At 67.1% G+C, this 26335-nt stretch carries 19 protein-coding genes and 2 pseudogenes; 13 read left to right on the forward strand and 8 right to left on the reverse strand.

Annotated features, from left to right (window positions below; translation table 11 throughout):
- Positions 1 to 39 precede the first annotated feature (39 nt).
- The 7 genes from WS78_RS31650 (at position 40) to WS78_RS31680 (ending at position 10973) form a co-directional block, all read left to right on the forward strand.
- Positions 40 to 2994, forward strand: a complete 2955-nt coding sequence (locus tag WS78_RS31650) for a GH92 family glycosyl hydrolase (protein WP_059576744.1) — start codon at positions 40 to 42, stop codon at positions 2992 to 2994.
- Positions 2995 to 3604: 610 nt separating this feature from the next.
- Positions 3605 to 4663 (forward strand): L-tyrosine/L-tryptophan isonitrile synthase family protein, encoded by a 1059-nt coding sequence (locus WS78_RS31655; RefSeq protein WP_059576740.1) that lies wholly within the window; start codon positions 3605 to 3607, stop codon positions 4661 to 4663.
- Positions 4660 to 5568 (forward strand): TauD/TfdA dioxygenase family protein, encoded by a 909-nt coding sequence (locus WS78_RS31660; RefSeq protein ID WP_038745990.1) that lies wholly within the window; start codon positions 4660 to 4662, stop codon positions 5566 to 5568. The genes WS78_RS31655 and WS78_RS31660 overlap by 4 nt, the downstream gene beginning before the upstream one ends.
- Positions 5569 to 5593: 25 nt before the next feature.
- Positions 5594 to 7078, forward strand: coding sequence for a 4-hydroxyphenylacetate 3-hydroxylase family protein (locus WS78_RS31665; RefSeq protein WP_059577013.1), 1485 nt, complete (start codon positions 5594 to 5596; stop codon positions 7076 to 7078).
- 43 nt (positions 7079 to 7121) lie between these two features.
- Positions 7122 to 8990, forward strand: coding sequence for an asparagine synthase (glutamine-hydrolyzing) (gene asnB, locus WS78_RS31670; protein ID WP_038745992.1), 1869 nt, complete (start codon positions 7122 to 7124; stop codon positions 8988 to 8990).
- A gap of 35 nt (positions 8991 to 9025) precedes the next feature.
- A complete protein-coding gene (locus tag WS78_RS31675) occupies positions 9026 to 9997 on the forward strand; it encodes a quinone oxidoreductase family protein (RefSeq protein WP_059576738.1) in 972 nt (323 codons plus the stop codon).
- Positions 9998 to 10055: 58 nt separating this feature from the next.
- On the forward strand, positions 10056 to 10973 hold the full coding sequence (locus WS78_RS31680; RefSeq protein WP_059576736.1) for a 3,4-dihydroxyphenylacetate 2,3-dioxygenase: 918 nt from the start codon (positions 10056 to 10058) through the stop codon (positions 10971 to 10973).
- A 324-nt stretch (positions 10974 to 11297) separates the two neighbouring features.
- On the opposite strand, the gene WS78_RS31685 is transcribed toward WS78_RS31680, so the two are convergent.
- The 3 genes from WS78_RS31685 to WS78_RS36685 form a co-directional block, all read right to left on the reverse strand.
- Positions 11298 to 12236 (reverse strand): LysR family transcriptional regulator, encoded by a 939-nt coding sequence (locus WS78_RS31685; protein WP_081989453.1) that lies wholly within the window; start codon positions 12234 to 12236, stop codon positions 11298 to 11300.
- Between the two features lie 1401 nt (positions 12237 to 13637).
- Complete coding sequence (locus WS78_RS31695; RefSeq protein ID WP_081989454.1) at positions 13638 to 14417, reverse strand: alpha/beta fold hydrolase; 780 nt, start codon at positions 14415 to 14417, stop codon at positions 13638 to 13640.
- A 269-nt stretch (positions 14418 to 14686) separates the two neighbouring features.
- A complete protein-coding gene (locus tag WS78_RS36685; RefSeq protein ID WP_156437370.1) occupies positions 14687 to 15028 on the reverse strand; it encodes a hypothetical protein in 342 nt (113 codons plus the stop codon).
- 450 nt (positions 15029 to 15478) lie between these two features.
- Here WS78_RS36685 and WS78_RS31700 point away from each other — a divergent pair, with 450 nt between their 5' ends.
- The 5 genes from WS78_RS31700 (at position 15479) to WS78_RS31720 (ending at position 20588) form a co-directional block, all read left to right on the forward strand.
- Positions 15479 to 15772 carry a GYD domain-containing protein gene (locus WS78_RS31700; protein ID WP_038746001.1) on the forward strand — a complete coding sequence of 98 codons (294 nt, stop codon included), beginning with the start codon at positions 15479 to 15481 and terminating at the stop codon, positions 15770 to 15772.
- 106 nt (positions 15773 to 15878) lie between these two features.
- Entirely contained in the window at positions 15879 to 17384 is a 1506-nt protein-coding gene (gene glnA / locus WS78_RS31705) for a type I glutamate--ammonia ligase (RefSeq protein ID WP_038746003.1), read from the forward strand.
- A gap of 19 nt (positions 17385 to 17403) precedes the next feature.
- Positions 17404 to 18492 (forward strand): pyruvate dehydrogenase (acetyl-transferring) E1 component subunit alpha, encoded by a 1089-nt coding sequence (gene pdhA, locus WS78_RS31710; protein ID WP_038746005.1) that lies wholly within the window; start codon positions 17404 to 17406, stop codon positions 18490 to 18492.
- Positions 18485 to 19465, forward strand: coding sequence for an alpha-ketoacid dehydrogenase subunit beta (locus tag WS78_RS31715; RefSeq protein WP_059576733.1), 981 nt, complete (start codon positions 18485 to 18487; stop codon positions 19463 to 19465). Before pdhA ends, WS78_RS31715 begins: the two co-directional genes overlap by 8 nt.
- Positions 19466 to 19469: 4 nt before the next feature.
- Positions 19470 to 20588, forward strand: coding sequence for a dihydrolipoamide acetyltransferase family protein (locus tag WS78_RS31720; protein ID WP_038746009.1), 1119 nt, complete (start codon positions 19470 to 19472; stop codon positions 20586 to 20588).
- 474 nt (positions 20589 to 21062) lie between these two features.
- On the opposite strand, the pseudogene WS78_RS31725 reads toward WS78_RS31720, so the two are convergent.
- A pseudogene (locus WS78_RS31725) lies at positions 21063 to 21572 on the reverse strand (LysR substrate-binding domain-containing protein); the annotation flags it as partial.
- A 1-nt stretch (position 21573) separates the two neighbouring features.
- On the opposite strand from WS78_RS31725, the pseudogene WS78_RS31730 reads away from it, so the two are divergent.
- A pseudogene (locus WS78_RS31730) lies at positions 21574 to 21810 on the forward strand (NAD(P)H-dependent oxidoreductase); the annotation flags it as partial.
- A gap of 251 nt (positions 21811 to 22061) precedes the next feature.
- Here the strand turns inward: WS78_RS31730 and WS78_RS31740 are convergent.
- From WS78_RS31740 to WS78_RS37335, 4 genes are all read right to left on the reverse strand, one after another.
- Complete coding sequence (locus tag WS78_RS31740; RefSeq protein ID WP_038746013.1) at positions 22062 to 23207, reverse strand: alpha-hydroxy acid oxidase; 1146 nt, start codon at positions 23205 to 23207, stop codon at positions 22062 to 22064.
- A gap of 64 nt (positions 23208 to 23271) precedes the next feature.
- Positions 23272 to 24195 carry a LysR substrate-binding domain-containing protein gene (locus WS78_RS31745; protein ID WP_038746015.1) on the reverse strand — a complete coding sequence of 308 codons (924 nt, stop codon included), beginning with the start codon at positions 24193 to 24195 and terminating at the stop codon, positions 23272 to 23274.
- Between the two features lie 475 nt (positions 24196 to 24670).
- The gene (locus tag WS78_RS31750; RefSeq protein WP_038746017.1) at positions 24671 to 25987 is read right to left on the reverse strand and encodes an MFS transporter; all 1317 of its coding nucleotides are present in this window, start codon (positions 25985 to 25987) and stop codon (positions 24671 to 24673) included.
- Positions 25988 to 25998: 11 nt separating this feature from the next.
- Positions 25999 to 26265, reverse strand: coding sequence for a hypothetical protein (locus tag WS78_RS37335; protein ID WP_156437369.1), 267 nt, complete (start codon positions 26263 to 26265; stop codon positions 25999 to 26001).
- Between the last annotated feature and the right edge of the window lie 70 nt (positions 26266 to 26335).

The raw sequence follows: 26335 nt of genomic DNA on the forward strand, positions 1-26335 counted from the left end.
TCCCGTGTCCTAGTCTTCCAGCACAGTCGAGATTCACGATTGGCCGTCGACGCGTCGTCGATCGTGCCGCTCGAAAACGAAGCACAAGAACTGGAGACAATCATGAATCGATTCGTCAGGCTGGGCGTCGCGATGGCCGTTGCTTGCGCGCTCGCGGCTTGTGGAGGGGATGACGGCGGCCCCGCCGCGACGGCGTCCTCGCTGGCCGCGACGGGTGCGAACGGCGCTGCGGCAAACGCGGTGCAAACGGATGACGCCGTTCGCGCCGTCTCGCTGACCCAATACGTCGACCCGCTGATCGGCACGCTCGCGAGCAATTCGCCGAACCCGGTGCCGGCCGGGCAGGCGGGCAGCGTGGTGCCGGCGGCGGGCCTGCCGTCGGGCATGGTTCAGTGGGCGCCCGATACGAACACGACGCCCGCGCCCGCCGGCAGCAAGGAGCCGGGTTCGCCCGCCGGCTACTACTACGACCTGAACTCGATTCAGGGCTTCAGCGTCACGCACATGAGCGGCGCGGGCTGCGCGGGCAACAACGGCGAATTCCCGGTGATGCCGACCACCGACGCGACGAAGCTCGCGCCGACATTCAGCCATGCGAACGAAACCGCGAAGCCCGGCTATTACTCGGTGCTGCTCGATTCGCAGATCAAGGTCGAGCTGACGGCGACGCTGCGCACCGGCTTCGGCCGCTTCGCGTATCCCGCCGGCAAGCCCGCGATCCTCGTGCTCGACGCGACGCGCACGAACACGAAGGCGTCGACGAGCGGCGCGATCACGCGCGTGTCGTCGAGCGCGATCTCCGGCAGCACGGTGGGCGGCGGCTTCTGCGGCAACTCGGTGCCGGTGCCCGTGTACTTCTATGCGACGTTCGACCGGCCGTTCGCGTCGACGTCGTCGATCTCGCGCGGCGTGGCGAAGCTCGCGTTCGATTCGGGCGCAACCGTGCAGATGAAGATCGGGATCTCGTACGTGAGCGTCGACAACGCGAAGGCGAATCTCGACGCCGAGAACAAGACGTGGGATTTCGACGGCGTGCGCGCGCTCGCCGATGCGGCGTGGAACGAGCGGCTAGGCGCGATCCGCGTGTCGAGCACCGATGCCGACGCGCTGAAGAAGTTCTACACCGCGTTCTATCATGCGCTGTGGGCGCCGAGCGTGTTCAGCGACGTCAACGGCCAGTACGTCGGTTTCGACAAGCAGGTGCACGCGGTTGCGAATGGCCAGGCCGCTCAGTACTCGAGCTTCTCCGGCTGGGACATCTATCGCTCGCTGATCCAGCTGAAGGCCGTGCTGTTCCCGCGCGAGACGAGCGACATGATCCAGTCGCTCGTCAACGATGCGGACCAGTGCGGCGCGATTCCGCACTGGGTGAACGACAACGTCGAGGACGGCGTGATGCCGGGCGACGCGGGCTCGCTGATGGTGTCGAGCGCGTATGCATTCGGCGCGCGCAACTTCGACGCGCGCGGCGCGCTCGCGCACATGATCAGGATGGCGAACATTCCCGGCACCGCATGCGCGGGCGTGACGACCAACGGCGGGCGCGCGAGCTATCTGCAGACGGGCTACATCACGAGCGGCGAGTGGGGCATCGCATCGTCGACGCTCGAATACACGAGCAGCGATTTCGCGATCTCGCGCTTCGCGGGCGCGATCGGCGACACGGCGACGCAGAAGATGCTGCTCGGGCGCTCGGCGTATTGGCAGAACCTGCTGAACGCGTCGTCGAATCCGCCGCTCGTCGCCGCGCGTCAGGCGAACGGCGCGTGGATCGCCGAAACGCCGGGCAGCACCGACAATTACGTCGAGGGCAACGCGGAGCAATACACGTGGATGGTGCCGTACGATCCCGCGGGCCTTTTCGCGCAGCTCGGCGGCAATCAGGCGGTCGTGCCGCGGCTCGACAAGTTCTTCACGGTGCTCAATGCCGGGATGAGCCTGCCGAACTTCTACATGGGCAACGAGCCGACGTTCGAAGTGCCGTGGCTGTACAACTGGGCGGGCGCGCCGTCCGGCACGCAGCGCATCGTTCAGCAGATCATGCAGACGGCGTTCAGCACGCAGCCCGACGGCCTGCCCGGCAACGACGATCTTGGCGCGGTGTCCGGCTGGTACGTGTGGGCCGCGCTCGGTCTGTATCCGCAGATTCCGGGCGTCGCGGGCTTTGCGATCGGCAGTCCGCAATTCCACGCGATCGACGTGCAGCTCGGCAGCGGCAAGACACTGAAGATTCGCGCGCCGGGCGCGCCGTCTTCGAATTACGTGCAGAGCGTCAGCGTGAACGGCCGCGCGCAAGCGAGCCCGTGGATCGCGCTCGACGCGCTCGAAGGCGGCGCGGTCATGCACTTCAAGATGGGCGACGGGCCGTCGCAATGGGGCACGGGCGAGGCGCCGCCGTCGTTCGGCGTGCCGGTTGCGCGCGACGTGGCGGACAGCTTCAACAACCGCGGCATCAGCACGGACGGCGCGGCGAACGCCGACGGCCAGGGCGCCGATTTCGACGGCAGCCTGTTCAGTTACTCGGCGGCCGCGCTCGCCCAAGCGGGCGTGCGGCCCGGCGCGCCGTTCACGTACGGCGGGGCGAGCTTCGTGTTCGGCGGCGGCGCGTCTTCGCTCGACAACGCGGTGACGGTGGGGCAGACCGTGATGCTGCCGCCGGGCTCCGCAGGCACGAGCGTCGTCGTGCTGGGTGCGTCGAACAACGGCCCGAGCACGGGCGTCGCGCAGTTGCACTTCGCGGACGGGACGAGCGCGCAGGTCACGCTGTCGTTCGATGACTGGACGCTGAACGGCGGCAGCACGAGCGCGAGGTCGGCGATCGCCGTGACGTCCGCTTATCGCAACGCCGGCAACGGGCAGAAAGATAACGTGAAGGCTTACGTTTTCGCGCAGAAAATCCCGCTGCCGGCCGGCAAGGTCGTGACGAGCGTCACGCTGCCGCGGCAGGTGAGCGCGGGCAAGATGCACGTGTTCGGCATCGGCGTGGCGGCTTGACATAGGCGCGCGCCATGCCGATGCGTGGCACGCGCTCGATGCATTCTAGGCGGGCCGGTCGCGGCCCGTGACGTGCGGCGGCGCGTCTTCGCGGACTGCGCCGCCGCATGCCGCTTCGATGAGCGGCGAATTGTCTATTGCGCTTGGCGAAGAATCGCCACGATCAACGCGCGTTATCTCCTCATTGTTCCCTCCTGGTTTCACGATCGAATATGTCGGGCGGCAATCCGGTGCGTTGCACCGACTGAATTTCAATGAAAGTCTCGGCGTTTTAGTTTTCCGATCGACTGATCAAATAATCTACAAAAGATAATCCAATCGGGTCCGTCATAAAAACAAAACACTCGATTGGATTGCGATCTGCAAACACTTCCTCGGCGCTCGCGGAATCGTTTCATGTGACTTTCTGTTGGAAATTTCATTCCTTTGATCAATCGGCTTATCGGCGCGGATATATCGAATTATTCGCGTACTGTCCGGCTGCATTTTCAATTTAATCGTAAGAAAATTCTCCGAACAGTCATTTCGATTAATGCGTATTTATCGGGTTTAATGCGAAAAATAGAATCTGCCTCGCCATCAACTCATTTGATCAGCGAGGTCGAAATTCATGAGAAACGACCGGAACCACGAGATCGCTCTGGCGATCCTGGGCGAAATTCTCGAGATTCACCGGCGGTATCCGGAATACACGACGGATTCGGACATCCGTCACGAAATCGAACAGATCCACGCGGTTCAGCTTCCCAGAATCCGGACGTTCGTCGACGCGGCGCGGCCGGTTCGCTTCGTCCTGCCGGCGTTTCCGTCGAAATCGCCGAATCCGAACAAGGTGCTGGGGCGGCTGCCGGACATGGCGGAGAAGCTCTCGCTGTCGTTCCTGAACGATCTGTGCGAGCGGATTCGTCGCTTCTACGCACCCGGCGCGACATTGACGATCTGCTCGGACGGCCGCGTGTTCGGCGATCTGATTCGCGTCGACGATCGCGACATCACCGCGTACCAGGGCGCGCTGACGCGGATCATCGCGGATCTGCGCGCGGATCATCTGTCGACGTACAACCTCGAGAACTTCGAGGCGTTTGCGGATCGCACGTCGAATTTCGACGACATGCGGCGGCTGCTCGTCGACGAATTCGCCGACCCGATCGATGCGATCAAGCGAAAGCTGACGGGCGAAGAGGAGGGCACGCTGCTGTATCGAGCGATCACGCGCTTCATGTTCGAGGACGGCTTCACGCCCGACTATCGCGGCTCGAAAGCCGCGCTGCAGAAAGACTCGAAGACGCGCGCGCTCGGCGTGATCCAGCGTAGCTGGGCGTGGGGCGCGCTCCTCGCCACGCAGTTTCCGGATGCGATTCGGCTGTCGATCCATCCGCAGCCGGCCGCGAGCCCGAAGATCGGCGTCCACATGATGCCGACGCGCGACAACTGGCTGACGCCGTGGCACGGCGTTGCCGTCGACGCCGGCGATCAGTTCGTGCTGATGAAGCGCCGCGACGTCGAGCGGCTCGGCGGCCGCGTCGTGATGCGCGACGCTCGACCGAGTCACTACGAAATCGAACGTTCGCAGATTGCCTGCGGCGACCTGCTTGCGCTTGCCGTCACGCGCGGCGAACACGCGTCGGCCGATGCCGGCGACAACCTGATCATTTCGGAGGCCGTATGAGCGACTTTTTCATGCAGCGGTCGGTATCGCTCGAACCGCTCACGGGCGATGCCGGCGCGCCCTGTTCGTTCGGCGTGCTGGTGAAGCCGCGCCATGCGCACGTTCACGTCGGCGAGCTGTCGATCGAGTGGCTGCGCGCGCTGGTGCGCGGCCAGCAGCTCGTCGTGCTGCGCGGCTTCGACAGTTTCGTCGACGCGGCAAGCATGACGCGCTATTGCGCGACGTTCGGCGAAATCATGATGTGGCCGTTCGGCGCCGTACTCGAGCTGATCGAACAGGCGAATCCCGCCGATCACGTGTTCGCGAGCAGCTACGTGCCGCTGCATTGGGACGGCATGTATCTGGAGACCGTGCCGGAATTCCAGGTGTTCCAGTGCGTGCAGGCGATCGGCGAAGCGGACGGCGGGCGCACGACGTTTTCGAGCACGACGCAGGCGCTGCGCGTCGCGACGCCCGAGATGCGCGCGCTCTGGCAGCGCGCGCACGGCCGCTATCGGCGCACGGTGGAGCTCTACAGCAACACGGTCGAGGCGCCGATCGTCGAGAAGCATCCGCGCCGCGAGTTTCCGGTCTTGCGCTTCTGCGAGCCGCCGATCGAAGGCGACAGCACGTTCATCAACCCATCGAGCTACGCGTTCGGCGGCATCGCCGAAGACGAGAAGGAGGCGCTGCTCGGCAGCCTGAAGCGCGCGCTCTACGATCCGCGCGCGCATTACGCGCATCGCTGGCAAACGGGCGACGTCGTGCTCACCGACAACTTCACGCTGCTGCACGGCCGCGAGAGCTTCACGAGCCGCACCGGCCGCCATTTGCGCCGCGTGCACATCCACGGCGATCCGCCGCTGCGCAATCCGCATCTGTCGAAGCAGCCGCAGCGCGCGGCGGCCGCCGATGCGGCAGCCTGACCAACTCGTCGACGGAGAGACGACCATGACGTTGATGACCGGAAACGATTATCTCGACAGCCTGCGCGACGGGCGCAACGTGTATCTCGGCGGCGAACGGATCGCCGACGTCACGTCGCACCGCGCGTTTCGCAACGCGGCGCGCAGCATCGCTTCGCTGTACGACGCGCTGCACGGCGAGCATCGCGAGCGGCTGACCGCGCCCGATCGGCACGGGCAGATCACGCACCGCTTCTTCAAGCCGAGCTATTCGGTCGACGATCTGCTGTCGGCGCAGGACGCGATCGAGCTGTGGTCGAAGATGACCTACGGCTTCATGGGCCGCACGCCCGATTACAAGGCGGCGTTCATGTCGGGGCTCGAGGCGGGCGCCGGCTATTACGGCGATTTTCGCCAGAACGCGGCCGACTGGTACAAGCGCTTCTCGGGCAGCGGCCTGTATCTGAATCACGCGATCATCAATCCGCCGCTCGATCGCAGCAAGGCGATTCACGACATGCGCGACGTGTTCGTGCACGTCGTCGACGAGACCGATCGAGGCATCGTGGTGAGCGGCGTGAAGATGCTCGCGACCGCCGGCGCGCTGACCAACGCGACGTTCGTCGCGCCCGTCGCGTCGGCGCTGCTCGAGCCCGGCAAGGCGGACGACTTCGCCGTCGTGTTCTTCGCGCGAATGGACAACCCGGGCCTGAGCCTGATGTGCCGGCCGTCGTACGAGGCCGCCGCGACGAGCCCGTTCGACGCGCCGCTGTCGAGCCGCTTCGACGAGAACGACGCCGTGCTGATCTTCGATCGCGCGTTGATCCCGTGGGAAGACGTGCTCGTCTATCGCGACGTGAAGCGCGCGACCGGCTTCTACGCGGCGTCGGGCTTCGCGAATCTCTACAACTTCCAATCCGGCATCCGGCTCGCGGTGAAGCTGGAGCTGATGATCGGGCTGTTGTCGCTCGGCACGCAGGCGAACGGCACGCAGCAGTTCCGCGGGATTCAGGCGGCGCTCGGCGAGCTGATTTCGCTCCGGCATCTGCTGAAGGCGATCACGTCCGCGATGGCGCACGATCCGGATCGCACGCAGGCGGGCGTCGTCGTGCCGAAGCTCCAGTACGCGTCGGCGCTGCGCATCCAGGTGCCGCAGATCTGGAAGCGCGTGCGCGAGCTGATGGAAACCGCGCTCGGCGGCTCGCCGCTCGTCACCGTGTCAGGCGCGGCGGACTTGCTCGATCCGCAGGTGAAGGGGCTGATCGATGCGTACTACCGCGGCGCGGCGCTCGAGCCGGAGCAGCGGATCAAGCTCTTCAAGCTGATCTGGGACGCGACGGGCAGCGAGTTCGGCTCGCGTCATTCGGTCTACGAAACGCATTACTCCGGCAATTTCGACCAGATACGCCTCGACTCGCTGACGTGGGCGACCCGGTTCGGCCAGCTCGCCGATTGCGAAGCGTTCGCGCAGCGCTGCATGGACGACTACGACGCGTCGGGCTGGTCGCGCGGCCCGTGGCTGCACGACTGAATCGCCCCGTCGATCCCTATCGTTTCAACTCAAAGGAGCAGCTATGTGCGGTATCACTGGATGGGTCGACTTCGGCCGCGATCTGCGCAACGAAGCGCGGATCGTCGACGAGATGACCGATACGCTCGCGCGCCGCGGGCCGGACGCGCGCGGCGTGTGGCTCGACAAGCACGTTGCGCTGGGGCACCGGCGCTTGTCGATCATCGATCTCGAGCGCGGCACGCAGCCGATGCTCAGCCCTGAGCGTGGCCCGCGCGATCTGCCGCGTGCGGCGATCTCGTATGCGGGCGAAACCTACAATTTTCGCGAGCTGCGCGCCGAGCTGGGCGCGCTCGGCCACCGGTTCGGCACGCATTGCGACACCGAGGTCGTGTTGCGCGCGTATCTCGAATGGGGCGCGGCGTTCGTCGATCGCCTCAACGGGATGTATTCGATCGCGATCTGGGACACCGCGCGCGACGAGCTGCTGCTCGTTCGCGACCGGCTCGGCGTGAAGCCGCTGTTCTACTACCCGACGGCGGACGGCGTGATCTTCGGTTCGGAGCCGAAGGCGATTCTCGCGCATCCCGACGTGCGTGCGCGCACGTCGTCCGAAGGGCTGTGCGATGCGCTGCTGTTCCTGCGCACGCCGGGGCAGGTGCCGTTCTCCGGCATGCGCGAGCTGAAGCCCGGTCATCTGCTGCGCGTGCGGCGCGGCGGCATCGTCGAAGAGCGTTACTGGGCGCTCGAGGCGCGCCCGCACACCGACGACCTGCCGACGACGATCGCGACGATCCGCTCGCTGCTCGACGACATCGTGTCGCGCCAGATGATCTCCGACGTGCCGCTGTGCGCGCTGCTGTCGGGCGGCGTCGATTCGAGCACCGTCGCCGCGCTCGCGCAGAAGCAGCGGCGCGCGAACGGCGGCGGCGCGTTGTCGACGTTCTGCGTCGACTTCACGGGCCACACGCGGAACTTCCAGGCCGACCCGATTCGCCCGACCGCCGATGCGCCGTTTGCGCTCGAAGTGGCGCGACACATCGGCAGCGACCATCACACGATCGAGCTGAACCAGGATGGGCTGCTCGATCCCCAGGTGCGCGAAACGGTGCTGCGCGCGTGGGATCTGCCGTTCAACTTCGCCGATCTCGACGTGTCGCTGTATCGGCTGTTCGCGCAGGTGCGCAAGCACGCGAGCGTCGCGCTGTCGGGCGAGGCAGCCGACGAAATCTTCGGCGGCTACCTGTGGTTCTCCGATCCGGGCGCGCGTCGCGCCGAGACGTTCCCGTGGCTCAAGCTCGGCGCGCATCGCGGGCTCGATCCGCGCGCGCTGTTCCATCGATGGTTCATCGACGATCTGAAGCTCGGCGAATACGAAGCGGACCTGTACCGCGCGGCGCTCGCCGAAGTGCCGCGCCTCGACGGCGAAAACGCGGAGGACCGCCGCACGCGCGAGCTGCACTACCTGACGCTCACGCGCTGGCTGCCGGTGCTGCTCGACAAGAAGGACCGGATGGGAATGGCGAGCGGCCTCGAAGGGCGCGTGCCGTTCTGTGACCACCGGCTCGTCGAGTACGTGTTCAACATCCCGTGGTCGATGAAAACGTTCAACGGCCAGGAGAAGGCGCTGCTGCGCGCGGCCGCCGCCGATCTGCTGCCCGAATCGGTGCTGAACCGCAAGAAGGCGGCGTATCCGTCGATTCAGGCGCCGGGCTACGACCGCGGCCTCATCGACCGCCTGAACCGGGCGATCGACGCCGGCCGCGCGCCGCTCAAGCCGTTCATCGACGCCGACGCGCTGCGCAATCTGACCGCGAGGACCGCGGCCGGAAGCCTTTCGGAATTCGAACGAATCCTGCTCGAATCGAGCAGCCGGCTCAACCACTGGCTCGATCTCTATCGGGTCGAAATCGACGGCGTGACGGCCGGTTGAGTCGTCGACGAACATTTCATTTGGAGAGCGTATCAATGCAAGCAATCGAGATTCGCGAGACGGGCGGCCCGGACGTCCTCGACTACGTGACGCGCGCCGAGCGTGATCCCGGCGAGGGCGAGGTGCTCGTCGAGCTCGCCGCGGCGGGCGTGAACTTCATCGACCTGTATCGCCGCGAGGGCCGATATCCGATGCCGCTGCCCGGCACGCCGGGCGAAGAGGGCGCGGGGCGCGTGCTGGCGGTCGGCCCGAACGTCAAGCGGTTCAAGCCGGGCGAGCGCGTCGCATGGACGACCGTGATGGGCAGCTACGCGACGCGCGTGATCGTGCCCGAGGACAAGGCGATCGTCGTGCCGGACGGGATCGATCTGCGGACGGCCGCCGCCGCGCTCGTGCAAGGGATGACCGCGCACTATCTCGTCCACGATTCGTACCGCGCACGCGAAGGCGACGTCGTGCTCGTCCACGCGGCGGCGGGCGGCGTCGGGCTGCTTCTGACGCAGTGGCTGAAGCGGCGCGGCGCGCGGGTGATCGGCACGGTGTCGACCGAAGAGAAGGCGGCGCTTGCGCGCAGCAACGGCGCGGACGACGTGATCCTGCATCACGCGCGCGACGAACTCGCCGCCGAAGTGCGCCGGCTGACGGACGGCAAGGGCGTGCACGCGGTGTACGACGGCATCGGCGCCGCGACGTTCGACGCGAGCCTCGCGAGCCTCAGGACGCGCGGCACGCTCGTGATCTTCGGCGGCGCGAGCGGCCCTGTGCCGCCCGTCGACGTGATGCGGCTGCTGTGGGGCGGCTCGCTCACGCTGACGCGCCCGTATCTCGAGCACTTCCGCGCGACCGTCGACGAATTCCTGTGGCGCGCGGGCGAAGTGTTCGACGGCATCCTGAACGATACGCTGAAGATCCGGATCGGCGGCACTTATCCGCTTGCCGAAGCGCGTCGCGCGCACGCGGATCTCGCGGCGCGCAAGACGACCGGCAAGCTCCTGCTCGTGCCGTGACGCCGTTTCGTTTCGCCCGCTCACTCACTCATTCATTCATTGAACAGGATGCCTATCTATGGGAAAGATCATCGGCGCCGGCCTGATCTCGCACGCGCCCGTCGTGATGATGTCGGAGGCGACGCGGCTTCGCGAGAACGGCGGCCGCGATTTCACGCTCGCAACGGGCCTGATGCGGTTGCGGCGCGACGTGTTCGATGCCGACGACTACGATACCGTGCTCGTCTTCGATAGCCACTGGCGAACGACGACCGAGGCGGTCGTCACATCGCACGCGCGGCGCGAGGGCCGCTTCACGTCGGACGAGATGCCGAACGCGATCCGGCAGTTGCCTTACGATCTCGCCGGCGATCCCGAGCTCGCGCACGCGATCGCCGAACTGGCGCCGCGGCGCGCGTCGTGGATCGCCGCGGTCGACGATCCGTGTTTGCCGATTCATTACGCGACGCTCAATCCGTGGACCTACCTCGGCCGGCCCGACAGGCGCTGGCTTTCCGTCTCCGTGTGCCAGACCGCGACCGCCGGCGATTTTCTGCGAATGGGCGAGATCGTCGCGGAAGCGATCGGGCGGCTCGAGCGCAACGTGTTGCTGGTCGCGTCGGGCGGACTGTCGCACGTGTTCTGGCCGCTCGCCGAGCTGCGCAACCGGATGGCGGGTGCCGCATCGAACATCGTGACGCCTGCGGCGCGCGCAGCCGACGAGCGGCGGATCGCGTGGCTCGAAGAAGGGCGGCACGACCGGGTGATCGACGCGATGCCGGAATTCCTGCGTTTCAATCCGGAAGCGAACTTCGGCCACTATCTGATGATGGCGGGCGCGATCGGCGCGCGCGCGTGCGTGGCGCGGGGGCGACGCTTCGGCGAGTACGAGAACGGGATCGGCACCGGTCACGTTCACTTGTGGTTCAGCCCGGCAGACGGCAGTTGGACGCAGACTGCGGCAACGCAGCGCGCTCGGAAAGCGGCGAGCGCATGAACGTCGCGGCGCGCGGGCGCGGATTCCCGGCGCCCGTGCGCGCGAAGCGCCCGGCGCCGTGATCCTTCGATGCGCCGACGCCACGCTAGGCGGAGATCGGTGCCTGCCGCTCGGGCGCGCGGGCACCGACCGGCCGGGCCCGCGCCTGCGCGCGCCCGACGCCCGACGCCCGACGCCCGACGCCCGACGCCCGGCAAGCGGCAAGCGGCAAGCGGCAAGCGGCAAGCGGCAAGCGGCAAGCGGCAAGCGGCAAGCGGCAAGCGGCAAGCGGGCGAACATCGTCGCAAGCGCCGTGTCGCGCGAAGCGGCCGTTCGGGCTCGCCGTTAGACCGGAATCGCGCCCGTGTACGTCTGCTCGCCGGGCAAGCGGGCCAGATACGCCTGGACCGCGCCGAGGAACAGACGCTCGCGAACCGATGCGTGCCGCGGTGACGTGCGAAACGCATAGATGCCGCCTTTGGGCATCGTCCATGTCGGCAGCAGCCGATGCAGACGTCCTTCCCGCAAGTCTTCGGCCACCAGATAGTCGGGAAACGCGGTGATGCCCGCGCCCGCGAGCGCCATCTGATGCGCGAGCAGCACGCTCTTCACCTTCAGGCGGCCGTTCGTCTGAATCCGGACCGAGCGGCCGCCGTTGCCGAACACCGAATAGCTGAGATTCGCGAGCCCGCCGTGCCCGATCCAGTGCGAACCGGGCAGATCGTCGGGATGCCGGGGCACCGCGTGCCTGCGCGAATACTCGGTAGATGCGACGAGCACTTGGTCGAACGCGCCGAGCATCTTCATCCGGAAACCTTTCTTCTTCGGCCACCCCGTTTCGAACGCGAGATCGATGCGTTCGCCGACCAGGTCGATTTCAGCATCGTTGCAGACGATCTCGAGCTCGATCTGCGGATGCTGGTGAATGAAGGTTGCCGCGATCGAGCTCAGATGCGCGGTGGAAAAGCCGCTCGGCGCAGCGACGCGCAGCAGGCCGGTCGATTCGTGGCGCAGGCACCGGATGCTGCCGATCACGTCGTGAAGGCCGCTCACGAACTCCTGGGAGGCCGAATACAGTTTGTTGCCGGCGTCGGTCGGCGCGATCCTGCGGGTGCTGCGCATCACGAGCTGTGTGTCGATCTCGGCTTCGAGACGACTCAGGTATTCGCTGACCAGCGACTTCGACATGCTCAAGCACTCCGCTGCCGCGGTGAAACTACCCTTCTCGACAATCGTCATGAAAACGCGCAGGTGATTCAAATTTCTTATCCCCACCTCGGACATATATCCCACCTCAAGAACGGTCAAGTTTCGAAATGCCGGGCGGCGCCCGCCGTGTCGCGGACGGGGCGCCGATGTCGCGCGTGCGCTGCATCGCAATACGGCGACATGAACCCGGCGCTGGATCTGGAAGATGGTTGTTCCGCCGCATGCGGGGCGTGTCGTCGGGGAGTATCGTGGGCGAGCGCGACGTCGGGCAGGCAAGGCGGCGCGCACGGCCGCGCGCGATCCGCGCGTCGCGAATCGCGGCTGTCGACGTGCGGGCCGGCGCCGACGGCTCGGCGCGAGTCGGGCGACCGGCGCCGCCGACGCGGCGGCGGGCTGCGAACGTCAAGTTCGTCCTCCTTTGCATGCTCGATCCACGAAAGACGGGCCGGACGAGCCGACATTCATCGCGGCCCGTGTTCTTCATGTGCGGCAATCGGTTCATCGGCAATGCGATGCGGCAGCAATCCGGTCCCGCGGAATCCATGCTCCCTCGCATACGCTTTACAACCATCTCCGTCAGTATTCCATAGCCAACTTAAGACCTTAATAAAATAATGGTAAATAATTTTATATGAGACGATTGTCTCGTCGAGAGGGCGTCGATATCTCGTGCAGAGCTGCACGTAGGCGGCGGTTGAATCCATTCATTATTTCGGCCTCATTCGATGTGTTTACGGCGCTTATGGCGCATAGCGCGCTTGCATGGATCGCACGTGAAGCCGGTGGAGGATTCGGACGTGGTTGCCGATCGAGTTCCGGGCCGGCGGAATCGGGCTGGAGCGGCATTTCGACCGGCGACGCGGCGGCCGTGCCGACGCGGGATACCGCTACGGCGCACGGTGAGAGGCAGTGAATCCTGTCGGAAAATGCGCGAATTCGGATGGATTCGGCGGAATCGAGAATATTCGGACAAGTGCCGCATCGTCGATTTTTATGCGATGGGGATGCCGGTATTTTGAGGAATTAAGTTACCTGAAGGTTACTTGTCTCGCCGATCGAATATTCAAGATGAGTTACCTTCCGGTTACTAATAACTCGAATGCGAGATTTGCTCGATGATCTTTCGTGACGCTTATCGACGGCGATTCGGCGTAATCGCTTATTGACGGGCGCGATAAGCGGCTCGAAATGGCTGATCGTAGTCAGTAGTCAGTAGTCAGTAGTCAGTAGTCAGTAGTCAGTAGTCAGCAGCTAGCAGTCAGCGGCTCGTGGCATGCGGCACGCGGCACACAACCGCACAGCCACGGAGTTGCGCAGCCGGTGCGCGAACGTCATGGATTCGCGCGATGCCCTGCCGCACGGCGTACCCATGCGGCAAAACGGCGGCATGGCGCGCGCACGTCTCATGATGTGCTCATCCGCAACCGCAACCGCATCTGCCGGCGTTCGCGTTCGCATCCGCATCCGCGTCGACCGTCACGCGGACAGAAAGAACTCGCGAAGATGCCGATTGAACGCGCTCGGCCGCGCGAGATTCATGCCGTGGGACGCGCCCGCGATCGTGGCCCGCGACGCGTTCGGCATCCATCGGCTCAGCGCGTCGACGTTCGCGTGAAAGTGAGCCGGGCTCTTCTCGCCGTCGATCAGCAGCGCCGGACACGCGACGCCGCGCGCCGTTTCCGCCGCATACGCGGGCAGCGGATCGCGCAACTGCATGGCGAGCGTATGCGCGTTGTCGGTCGCCATCGTGCGGAAGACGCGCGTGCTCTTTCGCCAGGTGCCGGGACGGCTGACCGAATCGACGAACAGCTCGAGCCCGGCGTCGGTCTCGCCTTGCGCGATCAGCGCCACCGCGCGCGATCGCAGGCGCTTCGTGTCGAGCGACGCCTTTGCGTCCTCGGCGGCCGGGCCGGCGAGCGATCCGCCGGGGTCCGCGAGCGTGAGTGAACGGACGAGCGACGGAAAGCGGGCCGCGACGTGATATGCGACGCAGCCGCCGCGCGAATGGCCGACGAGATGCACGGCGCCGATGTCGAGACGTTCGATGAACGCGCCGACTTGGTCGGCGTGCGTGCTCCAGCTGAACGGCGGCAGCGATGCCGCGTGCGGCGCAGGCCAATAGTGCGTGAGGCTCGGCGCGATGCAGTCGAAATGCGCGGCGAGGCCGCTCGATTGGGCATGCCAGAAACGGAAATCGCACAGCGAGCCGTGGACGAACAGCACGGCCGGGCCGTTGCCGGTTCGTACGTAGGGCATGCGGATGCCGCCGGAGATTTCCAGCGTCGTTGCGGTGTCGGGGGAGGAAAGGTGATTCACGGTCGATGTAGCGGCGCAATGTCGCACGCAATGATAAGCGCAGCGGGGCGGCCGACGCCATCGGTCGGACGCCCCGGGCGCCGCGTCGTGGCGATGCGGCGCCGGACGCCCGTCGGACCGTGGCGCGCGCGCGGAATTTTGCAGCCGAATACCGGCCGTTGTGTGGCCGCAAGGTCGAACCGAAGGCGGCGTGCCGTGCCGTTGTGTCGTCATGTCGTCGAAGACATGCCGATGATTCGTTGCGGACGACCCGTGTCGGCGAAGGCACGGCGTTGGCCGGGGAACTGTCGGGCGGCGACGTCGCGTGACGCGGCGGTTGTCGATGCCGTGATCGACGCGCCGGCTCGCTTGGTTCGCTGCGCGCGGCGTGCGGCGCGCCACGGGCGACCTGCGTCGGCAGCGATCCGCGATTGACGAAGGCCGATGCAGATTTCCCGTGATCTGACCAAAATTGACAGACGTTTCGCGATGAATCGTCTAACTTTTACGACGGAGAGGCTATTCGACGTCCGGCCTTCTCCGATCTCAAGAAACTGCAGCAATCGGCCCATGTTGTGTTGTTGATCGACCCGTTGCCTTGCCGGGCGGCGGGTCGTCTTTTCCGATCGTTCGCATCGGAAGCCGTTGCCGCGCCCGCCGGATCGAACGGCGCGAGGATCGGAAGCGGGGCGCGGCCAGCGGATGTCGATCGGCCTTTGCTGCTTCGGCCATTCATGCCGCGGCGTCGTCGGCCGCGCGTCGTTGAAATACGATCGGAATGCGAAATGCCCGGAACGCGCGTGTTCGCACCCGCATTCTCCGGAGCGCGTTTTCGCCGCGCGCCGCGCGACACATGAAACGCGACACGCGACACGCGTGCAAACCCCTCCCTTCGCCGCCGATCCCATTGCCTAAAATCAAGTTACGCGCGAGACGGTTCCGATCGTATTGGCGCGAAGGCGTCTGGCGGCGTCGCTCGCGCGTTCGAATCCCGACATGTTTCAATCGTAAGGTGAATCGTCATGGCGACTTATGTGGTTCTTGCAAACTTCACGGACCAAGGCATCCGCACGGTGAAGGACAGCCCGAAGCGGGCCGGTCAGGTGGCGGAGATGGCGAAGAGTTTCGGATGCGAAATGAAGGAGGTCTACTGGACGCTCGGCGCGTTCGATATCGTCGCGGTCGTCGAGGCGGCCGACGAGCAAAGTCTCACCACGTTCGGCTTCGCGCTCGGTTCGGCGGGCAACGTTCGCACGCAGACGCTGCGCGCGTTCACGAAGAACGAAATCGGCGCGATCATCGGCAGATTGCCGTAACGCACGCGTCGCGCGCCGGCGTCGGCCGGTCGAGCGCGGGCTGGTCCGAACGCGGGCCGAAGGCGGATTGCAGGCAGAGGAAAGGGCTGAAGCAAGGAGAAAGCCCATGTCGAATACGCAAGGCGACGCAGGATCGCCGTTCGCGGCGTCCGTCGAAGCGGGCAGCTACCGCATCGCGCGGCCGGCCGGCGTGAGCGACGTGATCGAACTAGTGCGTACGCACGGCATCCAGATCGTCGATCTCAAGTTCACCGATCTGCCGGGCCTTTGGCAGCATTTCTCGATCACGCTTCCGGAACTCCACGCGGATCTGTTCAGCGCGGGAATCGGTTTCGACGGCTCGTCGATCCGCGGCTTCCAGGAGATTCACGAATCCGACATGCTGCTGCGTCCCGATCCGACGACCGCGTTCGTCGATCCGGTATGCGAGGCGCCGACGCTGTCGATTCTTTGCGACGTGATCGATCCGGCGACGCACGGGCCGTATTCGCGCGATCCGCGCTACGTCGCGAAAAAAGCGGAAGCGCATTTGCGTGCGACGGGCGTGGCGACGGCCTGCTACGTCGGCCCGGAGCTCGAATTCTTCATTTTCGATTCGATCCGCTACGGCCAGGATCAGCACAGCGGCTACTACCACGTCGAATCGGCCGAGGGCGATTGGGCGACGGGCCGAGACGAGGGCGCTTACGGCGGCGGCAACCTCGGCTACAAGGAGCGCTACAAGGAAGGCTATTTTCCGACGCCGCCGAACGACACGCTGCAGGACATCCGCTCGGAAATCGCGCTGACGCTGCAGCGCGCGGGCGTGCAGGTCGAAGTGCATCATCACGAAGTCGCGACGGCCGGCCAGAACGAAATCGACATGCGTTTCGCGACGCTCACGCGCATGGCCGACAACGTGATGATCTACAAATACGTGTGCAAGAACGTCGCGCGCCGGCACGGCAAGGTCGCGACGTTCATGCCGAAGCCGCTGTTCGCGGACAACGCGAGCGGCATGCATTGCCATCAGAGCCTGTGGGCCGACGAACGCAATCTGTTCTACGACGCGCACGGCTGGGCGATGACGTCGCAGCTGTGCCGCTGGTACATCGGCGGACTGCTCGAGCATGCGCCGGCGCTGATGGCGTTCTGCGCGCCGACGACGAATTCGTACAAGCGCCTCGTGCCGGGCTACGAAGCGCCCGTCAATCTCGCGATGTCGCAGCGCAACCGCTCGGCCGCCGCGCGGATTCCGATGGTGTCGGACGCGCCCGCCGCGCGGCGCGTCGAGTTTCGCTGCCCCGATCCGTCGGCGAACGCGTATCTCGCGTTCGCGGCAATGCTGATGGCCGGGCTCGACGGCATCGAGAACAGGATCGATCCGGGCCCGCCGCTCGATACGAACATCTACGAGCTGCCGCGCGAGGAAGCGGCGAAGGTCCGGCAGGTGCCGGGCTCGCTCGACGCGTCGCTCGCCGCGCTCGAAGCCGACAACGCGTTCCTGCGCAAGGGCGACGTGTTCACCGACGACGTGATCCGCACGTGGATCGACTACAAGCGCAGGCGCGAGCTCGATGCGATCCGGCTGCGTCCGCATCCTTGGGAGTTCTATCTGTACTTCGACGTCTAGAAGAACGAGGAGGCCCGCGATGACCACGGTCGGCAGCTTCGACATCGATTACACGCAATACCTCGGCCCCGACGGCGAGCCGGTCCAGCCGTTGCCCGCGTTCGCGCAGGACGCGGCCGCGTTGCTGCCGCTCTATCGCGCGATGGTGCTCACGCGCGCGTTCGACACGAAAGCGATCGCGCTGCAGCGCACCGGCAAGATCGGCACGTTTGCGTCGTCGGTCGGGCAGGAGGCGATCGGCGTGGGCGTCGCGAGCGCGATGCGGGCCGACGACGTACTGTTTCCGTCGTACCGCGATCATGCCGCGCAGTTCATGCGCGGCGTCACGATGACGGAGAGCCTGCTCTATTGGGGCGGCGACGAGCGCGGCAGCGATTTCGCGGCCGCGCGCCTGGATTTTCCGAACTGCGTGCCGATCGGCACGCAGGTGTGCCATGCGGCGGGCGCCGCGTATGCGTTCATGCTGCGCGGCGAAGCGCGCGTCGCGGTGGCGATACTCGGCGACGGCGGCACGTCGAAGGGCGATTTCTACGAGGCGATGAACATCGCGGGCGCGTGGCGCGCGCCGCTCGTCATCGTCGTCAACAACAACCAGTGGGCGATCTCGATGCCGCGCGCGCGGCAGACGGCCGCGCGCACGCTCGCGCAGAAGGCGATCGCCGCGGGCATCGAAGGGCGGCAGATCGACGGCAACGACATCGTCGCGGTGCGCCAGATCGCGGGCGACGCGATCGAGCGCGCGCGGCGCGGCGGCGGCCCGACGCTCGTCGAAGCGCTCAGCTACCGCCTCGGCGATCACACGACGGCGGACGACGCGACGCGCTACCGCGACGCCGAAACCGTCGGCAAGCAATGGGAGTTCGAGCCGTTGCTGCGCCTGCGCAAATACCTGATGCATCGGAACGTGTGGGACAAGGCGCAGGACGAGCAGCTCGGCAAGGCGTGCTACGCGCAGGTCGAAGAAGCGGTGCAGGCGTATCTCGCCGTGCCGCAGCCGGATGCGTCGGCGATGTTCGACCATCTGTACGCGAGCCTGCCGCAGGCGATGCGGGAGCAGCTCGCGACGGCGCTCGCGTTCGCGCCGGCCGCGGGGAATCATCATGGCTGATCTGAATCTCGTCGAAGCGGTCAATCTGGCGCTCGCGTACGAGCTCGCGCACGATCCGTCGGTCGTGCTGCTCGGCGAGGACATTGGCGCGAACGGCGGCGTGTTTCGCGCGACCGTCGACTTGCAGGCGCGCTTCGGCGCGCAGCGCGTGATCGACACGCCGCTCGCGGAGACGGCGATCGCGGGCGCGGCGATCGGCATGGCGGCGATGGGGCTCAAGCCCGTCGCGGAAATCCAGTTCACCGGCTTCGTCTATCCGGCGATCGATCACGTGCTCAATCATGCGTCGCGGCTGCGCCACCGCACGCGCGGCCGGCTGTCGTGCCCGCTCGTGATCCGCGCGCCGTGCGGCGCCGGCATTCACGCGCCGGAGCATCATTCGGAAAGCCCCGAGGCGATGTTCGCGCACATTCCGGGGCTGCGCGTGGTGATTCCATCGACGCCCGCGCGCGCTTACGGGCTGCTGCTCGCGGCGATCCGCGATCCGGACCCGGTGATGTTCTTCGAGCCGTCGCGCCTGTATCGCCTGTTCAGGCAGCCGGTCGAAGACAACGGCGACGCGCTGCCGCTCGACACGTGCTTCACGCTGCGCGACGGCTCCGACGTCACGCTCGTCAGCTGGGGCGCGATGCTGCAGGACGTGCTGGCGGCCGCCGACCAGCTCGCGCAAGAGGGCGTGACGGCCGAAGTGATCGACGTCGCGACGCTCAAGCCGCTCGATGCCGACACGATCGTCGCGTCGGTTTCGAAGACGGGACGCTGCGTGATCGTTCATGAAGCGCCGCGCACGGCCGGCTTCGGCGCGGAGATCGCCGCGCTCGTCGCAGAGCGTTGCCTGTATTCGCTGCTCGCGCCCGTGCAGCGCGTGACGGGCTACGACGTCGTCGTGCCGCTGTTCCGGCTCGAAAGCCAGTACGTGCCGAGCGTCGCGCGCATCGTCGACGCGATCGGAAAGACGCTGGAGGCGCTGTAAAGACATGAAGATCTTCAAATTGCCCGACCTCGGCGAAGGCTTGCAGGAAGCCGAGATCGTCGAATGGCACGTGAAGGCCGGCGACACGATCGAGGCCGACCGGCCGCTCGTGTCCGTCGAGACCGCGAAGGCGATCGTCGAGATTCCGTCGCCGCAAGCGGGCCGAATCGCGAAGCTGTTCGGGCAGCCGGGCGACATCGTTCATCTCGGCGCGCCGCTCGTCGCGTTCGAGGGCGAAGCCGACGAAGCCGATGCGGGCACGGTCGTCGGCCACATGACGGTCGGCGAGCACGTGGTGCACGAGACGCCCGCGGCGCTCGGCGCGGGCCCGGGCGGGCGCGCGGCCGGCGCGATCAAGGCGATTCCCGCCGTGCGCGCGCTCGCGCGCAAGCTCGACGTCGATCTGGCGATGGTGACGCCGTCGGGCGCGGACGGCGTGATCACCGCGGCGGACGTGCAGCGCGTCGCGAAAGTGCTCGCCGAGCTCGGGCCGCCCGAGGTGCTGCGCGGCGTGCGGCGAGCGATGGCGCAGAACATGGCGCGCGCGCAGAGCGAAGTCGCGGCGGCGACCGTGATCGACGACGCCGACATCCACGCGTGGCCCGCGGGCGCGGACGTGACGATGCGCCTGATTCGCGCGCTCGTCGCCGGCTGCCGCGCGGAGCCCGGGCTCAACGCGTGGTTCGACGGGCAGGCGGGGCGCCGCCACGTGGTCGCGAAGATCGACGTCGGCATCGCGGTCGATCTGCCGGACGGCCTGTTCGTGCCGGTGCTGCGCGACGTCGCGCATCGCGACGCCGCCGATCTGCGCCGCGGGCTAGACCGGATGCGCGCCGACATCCGCGCGCGCAAGATTCCGCCCGACGAGCTGCGCGGCAACACGATCACGCTGTCGAACTTCGGAATGATCGCCGGCAAGTACGCGGCGCCCGTGGTCGTGCCGCCGACCGTCGCGATTCTCGGCGCGGGGCGCGTGCACGACGCGGTCGTGGCGGCGAACGGCGTGCCCGCCGTGCATCGCATTCTTCCGCTCAGCCTCACGTTCGATCATCGGGTGGTCACGGGCGGCGAGGCGGCGCGCTTTCTCGCGGCGGCGATCGCGGATCTGCAATCGCCGCAATAGGTCGATGGCTCGCGCGGCTGCGCGATACGCACGACGCGCGCGATGCATGTGATGCATGCGACGCGCACGATCGTTGCTCGACGTCGTCCGCGCATGACGAATTTCCCGAGTGCGGCGGTTGCCGCGCCGCCGCCGCGAATGTGCTCCTCGCCGCCCGGGTGGCCGATGCGCGAGCTCGGATCAACTGTGTCGCAAGTCTTGCCTTCATCGAAACTTCGTCATCCTTTGCATGAGGAAGCGATACCGCCGCGCATTGCCGTTTTCGGGTTGCTCGTCGGTCAACGTCTCATTCAAAAGGGGCATTGAAACGCATCGGAATCCGCGATGCGCCCGCATTGCCGCCGGACTGCGCGGGCCTCTCGACGCCCCCGTACCCCGTGACCCGGGAAGACTGGATCGAAGCATCGAATGTCGATCAGGACTTCTTGCCGTTCGCGTGCGGCGTCGCGCATCCCGGCGCCGAACCGAACGGCGTCAGACCGATGCCGCAATGTGCTCGCGCAGCCACATGTGCGCGGGGTCGCGATGGGAGCGTTCGTGCCACAGCATCGCCATCTGGAAGCCGGGCACGTCGACGGGCGGCTCGACCACCCGCAGCGCGCGGTTGTCGCGGACGAGCCGCGAAGGCATCATCGCGACGAGATCGCTGCTCGCGACGACCGACATCATGAACAGAAAGTGCGGCACGGACAGCACGACGCGCCGCGTGAGGCCGGCTTTCGCGAGCGCATGGTCGGTGACGCCCTGAAAGCCGCCGCCGTCCGGCGACACGATCACGTGATCGAGCCGGCAGAATTGCGCGAGCGTCGGCCGCCGTTTCAGGCGCGGATGGCCGGCGCGCCCGGCGAGCACGTACCGTTCGGTGAAGAGCGCGCGATGGCGCAGGTTGCCCGGCGCGCATTCGGTGATGTGGAAGGCGAGATCGATGTCGCCTTGCTCCGCCTGCTTCGCGATCCGCGACGGCACCTTCTCGACGACGGCGAGACTGTATTACCCCGGCTTCGACGTGCTGCCGCCGTTCGTCGTCTATCGGACGAGCCGCACCGACGAGGCGCGATTCGAGACGATCTGCGATTCGCTCGGGCAGCGCCTCGACGATTTCTGGAAAACCGCGCCGATACCTTATCGCGCGCAGAATGCCGGCGAGTACGAAATTCCGCGGCTCACGCTGCGGGACGACGTCGCGCCGGAGCGGTCGGGATTCGCCGCGCATATCGCGTAGCGGGGCGGCGGCGTGCGAGAAGATGCGAGGCGATGCGTCGCCCGGCGTGATGCATCGTGCATCGCGTGCGACGTGTCACGCGTCACGTGTCACGTGTCGCACATCGCGCATCGCGTGCCGTGCGTCGCGATGCGGCGGGCGCGGCGGGGGCGTCACGCTCGGCTTGCCGTGCGTCGCCGCGCGAAGCTCGCACTTGAGCGCCATGCGCCCATCGCCGTGCGCGCGCGTTCCCGCATGCGCGCCGAGCGGGTTCAAAACCGCCGCGCGAGCACGTCGGCATCCACCGATCGAATGTCGGTATGGCCGCACAGCGCCATCGTCGTGTCGAGCTCGCGCGCGATGATGTCGAGGCTGCGAAACACGCCCTCCTCGCCCAGCGCCGCGACGCCGTAGAGAAACGCGCGCCCGATCATCGTGCCGCGCGCGCCGAGCGCGACCGCCTTCAGTACGTCCTGCCCCGTGCGAACGCCGCCGTCGAGCCAGACTTCGACGCGCCGGCCGGCCGCATCGGCGATGGCGGGCAGCGCTTCGACCGACGATATCGCGCCGTCGAGCTGACGGCCGCCGTGATTCGACACGACGATCGCGTCCGCGCCCGCTTCGGCCGCGAGGAGCGCGTCGCGCGGATCGAGCACGCCCTTGACGATCAGCTTGCCGCTCCACCGTTGCCGGACCCATGCGACGTCGCGCCAGCCGATCGCCGGATCGAACTGTTCGCGGGTCCACGATTCGAGCGACGACATGTCGGTCACGCCCTTCACGTGCCCGAAGATGTTGCCGAAATGGCGGCGGCGCGTGCGGGCCATGCCGATGCACCAGCGCGGCTTGCTCGCCATGTTCAGCAGGTTCGCCAGCGTGATGCGCGGCGGCGTCGACAAGCCGTTTTTCACGTCCTTGTGCCGCTGGCCGCCGATCGGCAGATCCATCGTCATCACGAGCGCGGGGCAGCCCGCCGCCTTCGCGCGCTCGATCAGCCGCTCGATGAAGTCGCGCTCGCGCATCATGTAGAGCTGGAACCAGAACGGCCCGGGCGCATGCGTGGCGATGTCCTCGATCGAGCAGATGCTCATCGTCGACAGCGTGAACGGCACGCCGAACCGCTGCGCGGCGCGCGCCGCGAGAATCTCGCCGTCGGCGCGCATCATGCCGACGAGCCCGGTCGGCGCGAGCGCGACCGGCATCGCGACGTCCTGCCCGGCCATCGTCGTGCGCAGGCTGCGTTGCGAGATGTCGACGCCGACCCGCTGACGCAGCCTGACGTGCTGGAAGTCCGCTTCGTTCGCGCGATACGTCGTTTCCGTGTAGGAGCCCGTGTCGACGTAGTCGTAGAACATCCGCGGGATGCGTTTTTTCGCGAGAACGCGAAGATCTTCGATGCAGGTGATCGGGACGGACATGGGCGGCTCCGAGAGGGTGGCGACGATGCTAACGCCGCGCCCGGCGTCGCGCCCGGAAATATCTTCAGGCGCTGCGCGAAAGAAATTCCGCGCCGTCGTGCGCCGCGCGCTCGCAGACGCTCGCGAGCCAGGCCACGAACGCGTCTGCGGCGGCGCGTGACGCGTGCGGCATCACGTAATACGGGGCGGCCGGCCGCGCGATGCGCGGAAACGGCGGGACGAGCGCACCCGACGCGAGCCAGTGGCGCGCGAGCGCGGGGCTGCCGAGCGCGACGCCCTGGCCGCTGACCGCCGCCTCGAGCAGGAGCCCGAGATCCATCAGCTTCGGGCCGTTCGCGGGCTCCGGCCAGTCGAGGCCGGCGACGCGGAACCACGGCGTCCACGGTTCGAGCGGCGTGCAGAGGAGCGGCAGCGCGGCGAGATCCGCGGGCGCGCGCAACGGTGCGTGCCGTTCGAGCAGCGACGGCGCGGCAAGCGGCGTCAGCGAATCGACCATCAGCACGGTCGCGCCCGACACAATCGGGCCGCCGCCGCGAATCCAGAGATCGGCGCCCGTCGGCGGACCGTCGGGAAAGGGGCTCGCGAGCATCACTTCGAGCTCCACGCCCGGGTGCGCAAGCGTGAATTCGTCCAGACGCGGAACCATGACCTGTCGCGCGAACGTCGGCGGCGCGCAGATCCGCAGCCGTTCCGCGTTGCCTGCGCCGCGCCGGTGCAGCGGCACCGCGGCGAGCAGATGCAGCGGCGCATGAACCTGATGCAGATATTCGCTGCCGGCCGACGTCAGCGCCAGCGCCTTGCCGCTGCGCACGAGCAGCTGCACGCCGAGCAACTGTTCGAGCGCCGCGACGCGCTTGGCGACCGCGCTTCCCGTCACGCACAGCTCCTCGGCCGCGCGCTCGAACGTGCCGTGGCGCGCGGCGGCCACGAAGGCGAGCAGGCCGTCGAGGGACGGGAGGCGGAGGTCGCGGAGGTCGGAGGCGTTCATCCGGCGATTCTAATCGACCGGTTTCGCGGCGGTTGCGCGGACGACGCCCGGGCGGCGGCGTGCCGTCGCGCGGCGCGGCTTCGATCGAGCGTGCATTGGCGGCGGCGCGTTTCATCGGATGAATATCCGCTCGACATGAAATGGAGCCGATGTGTCGCGCGCGAATCGCCGCGACGCGGCCGGGCGGCGCGCCTCGCTCGGCCGCGTCGTCATGAGACCGCCACCCGACCGCCACCCGACCGCCACCCGACCGCCACCCGACCGCCACCCGACCGCCACCCGACCGCCACCCGACCGCCACCCGACCGCTACCCGGCCGCTACCCGACCGCTACCCGACCGCTACCCGACCGCTACCCGACCACCATCTCGGCCGCGAGACTTCCCGCCCACCTGCCGGTAATCGATCATGCAAGACGCGACGATCCGCGCCTTCATTCGAGATCGGCACGTGCGCCGCCGCGCGACGAGCGGACTTACGAGCTCACGGCCCACGCTTGCGGCGCGGCGGCGCGCAGATTCCGCCGATATCGGCCGAGCCCGGCGATGCCGGCGAGCGACACGAGCGACAGCAGCGAGAAGTACAGCGCGAGCGGCAGCCATTCGCCCTGATAGCGCTGCGCGATCATCGCGCCGACGAGCGGCGTCGTGCCGCCCGCGACGAGCGCGCATAGCTGGTACGCGATCGAGATGCCCGAATAGCGCACGCGCGTCGGGAACGCGGGCGTCATGAAGCCCGCGATCACCGCGTAGACCGCCGACAGCGCGACGACCGCGAACGCGATGCCCGCGACGATCGCGACCGGATCGTGCGTGCGGACGAGGACGAACATCGGATACGGCGACAGCATCGACAGCAGCGCCGCGCAGATCAGAAACCGCGTTTCGCCGAAGCGTTGCGCGAGCAGCGCCGAGACGGGCTGCGACAACAGCTGGATGATCGTGACGATGAACAGGCAATCGAGAATGAACGATTTCGACATCCCGAGATACGTCGTCGCGTACGAGATCATGAACGTGTTGGTGAAGAAGAAGCCGGCGGAGCCGATCGTCGTCGCGGCGGCGGCGAGCACGATCGGATGCCACGCGGTGCGCAGCGCGTCGGCGACCGGATAGCGGGCGATCGCACCGCTGTCGCGCACGCGCTCGAACTCCGGCGATTCGTTGACGCCGAGCCGGATCGCGACGCCGACGAGCAGCAGCACGAAGCTCGCGAGGAACGGCAGACGCCAGCCCCACGACACGAAGCTGTCGTGATCGAGCGACGTGACGAACCGGAACGCGAGCAGCGACAGGATCAGCCCGGCCGGACTGCCCATCTGCGGGAACGACGCGAACAACGTCCTGCGCTCGGCGCTCGCATGCTCGCTCGCCATCAGCACTGCGCCGCCCCATTCGCCGCCGACCGCGATCCCCTGCAGGATGCGCAGCAGCACGAGCAGCGCCGGCGCCCAGACGCCGATCGTCGCGTAGCCGGGCAGCAGGCCGATGCCGGTCGTCGCGATGCCCATCAGGAACATCGTCAGGACGAGCATCTTCTTGCGGCCGATCCGGTCGCCGAGATGGCCGAACACCGCGCCGCTCAGCGGCCGCGCGACGAAGCCGACGAAGAACGTCGCGAACGACGCCATCGTGCTGACGAAATGATTGCCGCTCGGGAAGAACACGTCGCCGAGCACGAGCGCGGCGGCGGTCGCGTACGTGTAGTAATCGTAGAACTCGACGGCCGTGCCGATGAAGGCGGCCGTCGCGGCGCGCACGGGCTGATGCGTGCGCAGAGTCGGGGTAGGCATGGGCGATCCTGTCAGGGTGATGACGGCGTGACGGTGGCGGAGGCGCGGGCGAGGCGGCGGACGAGCGAGCGATCCGCCCGCTCGTCCGCCGCCGGGCGGCCTTCGTTCGATTCTGTTTTCCAATCCGAAGCATGGGTGACGCTCACGCACCGCTCGCGCATCGGCAGCCGCTTGCGCGAACCGGCACGCGGCGCGGCGGCGCGCCCGCGGCCTCGATGGTGTTCGAGCACGCGCGTCGTGCCGCTCGCGTTTAGCGAATCCGATTCGTTCGCCTGCATCGGCATCGACGCCGCCGCCGAATCGATCGCGACCGGCCGTGCGTCGCGTGCCGTGCGCGCAGAGACTGAC

It is taken from the genome of Burkholderia savannae (assembly GCF_001524445.2).
Classification (GTDB): domain Bacteria; phylum Pseudomonadota; class Gammaproteobacteria; order Burkholderiales; family Burkholderiaceae; genus Burkholderia; species Burkholderia savannae.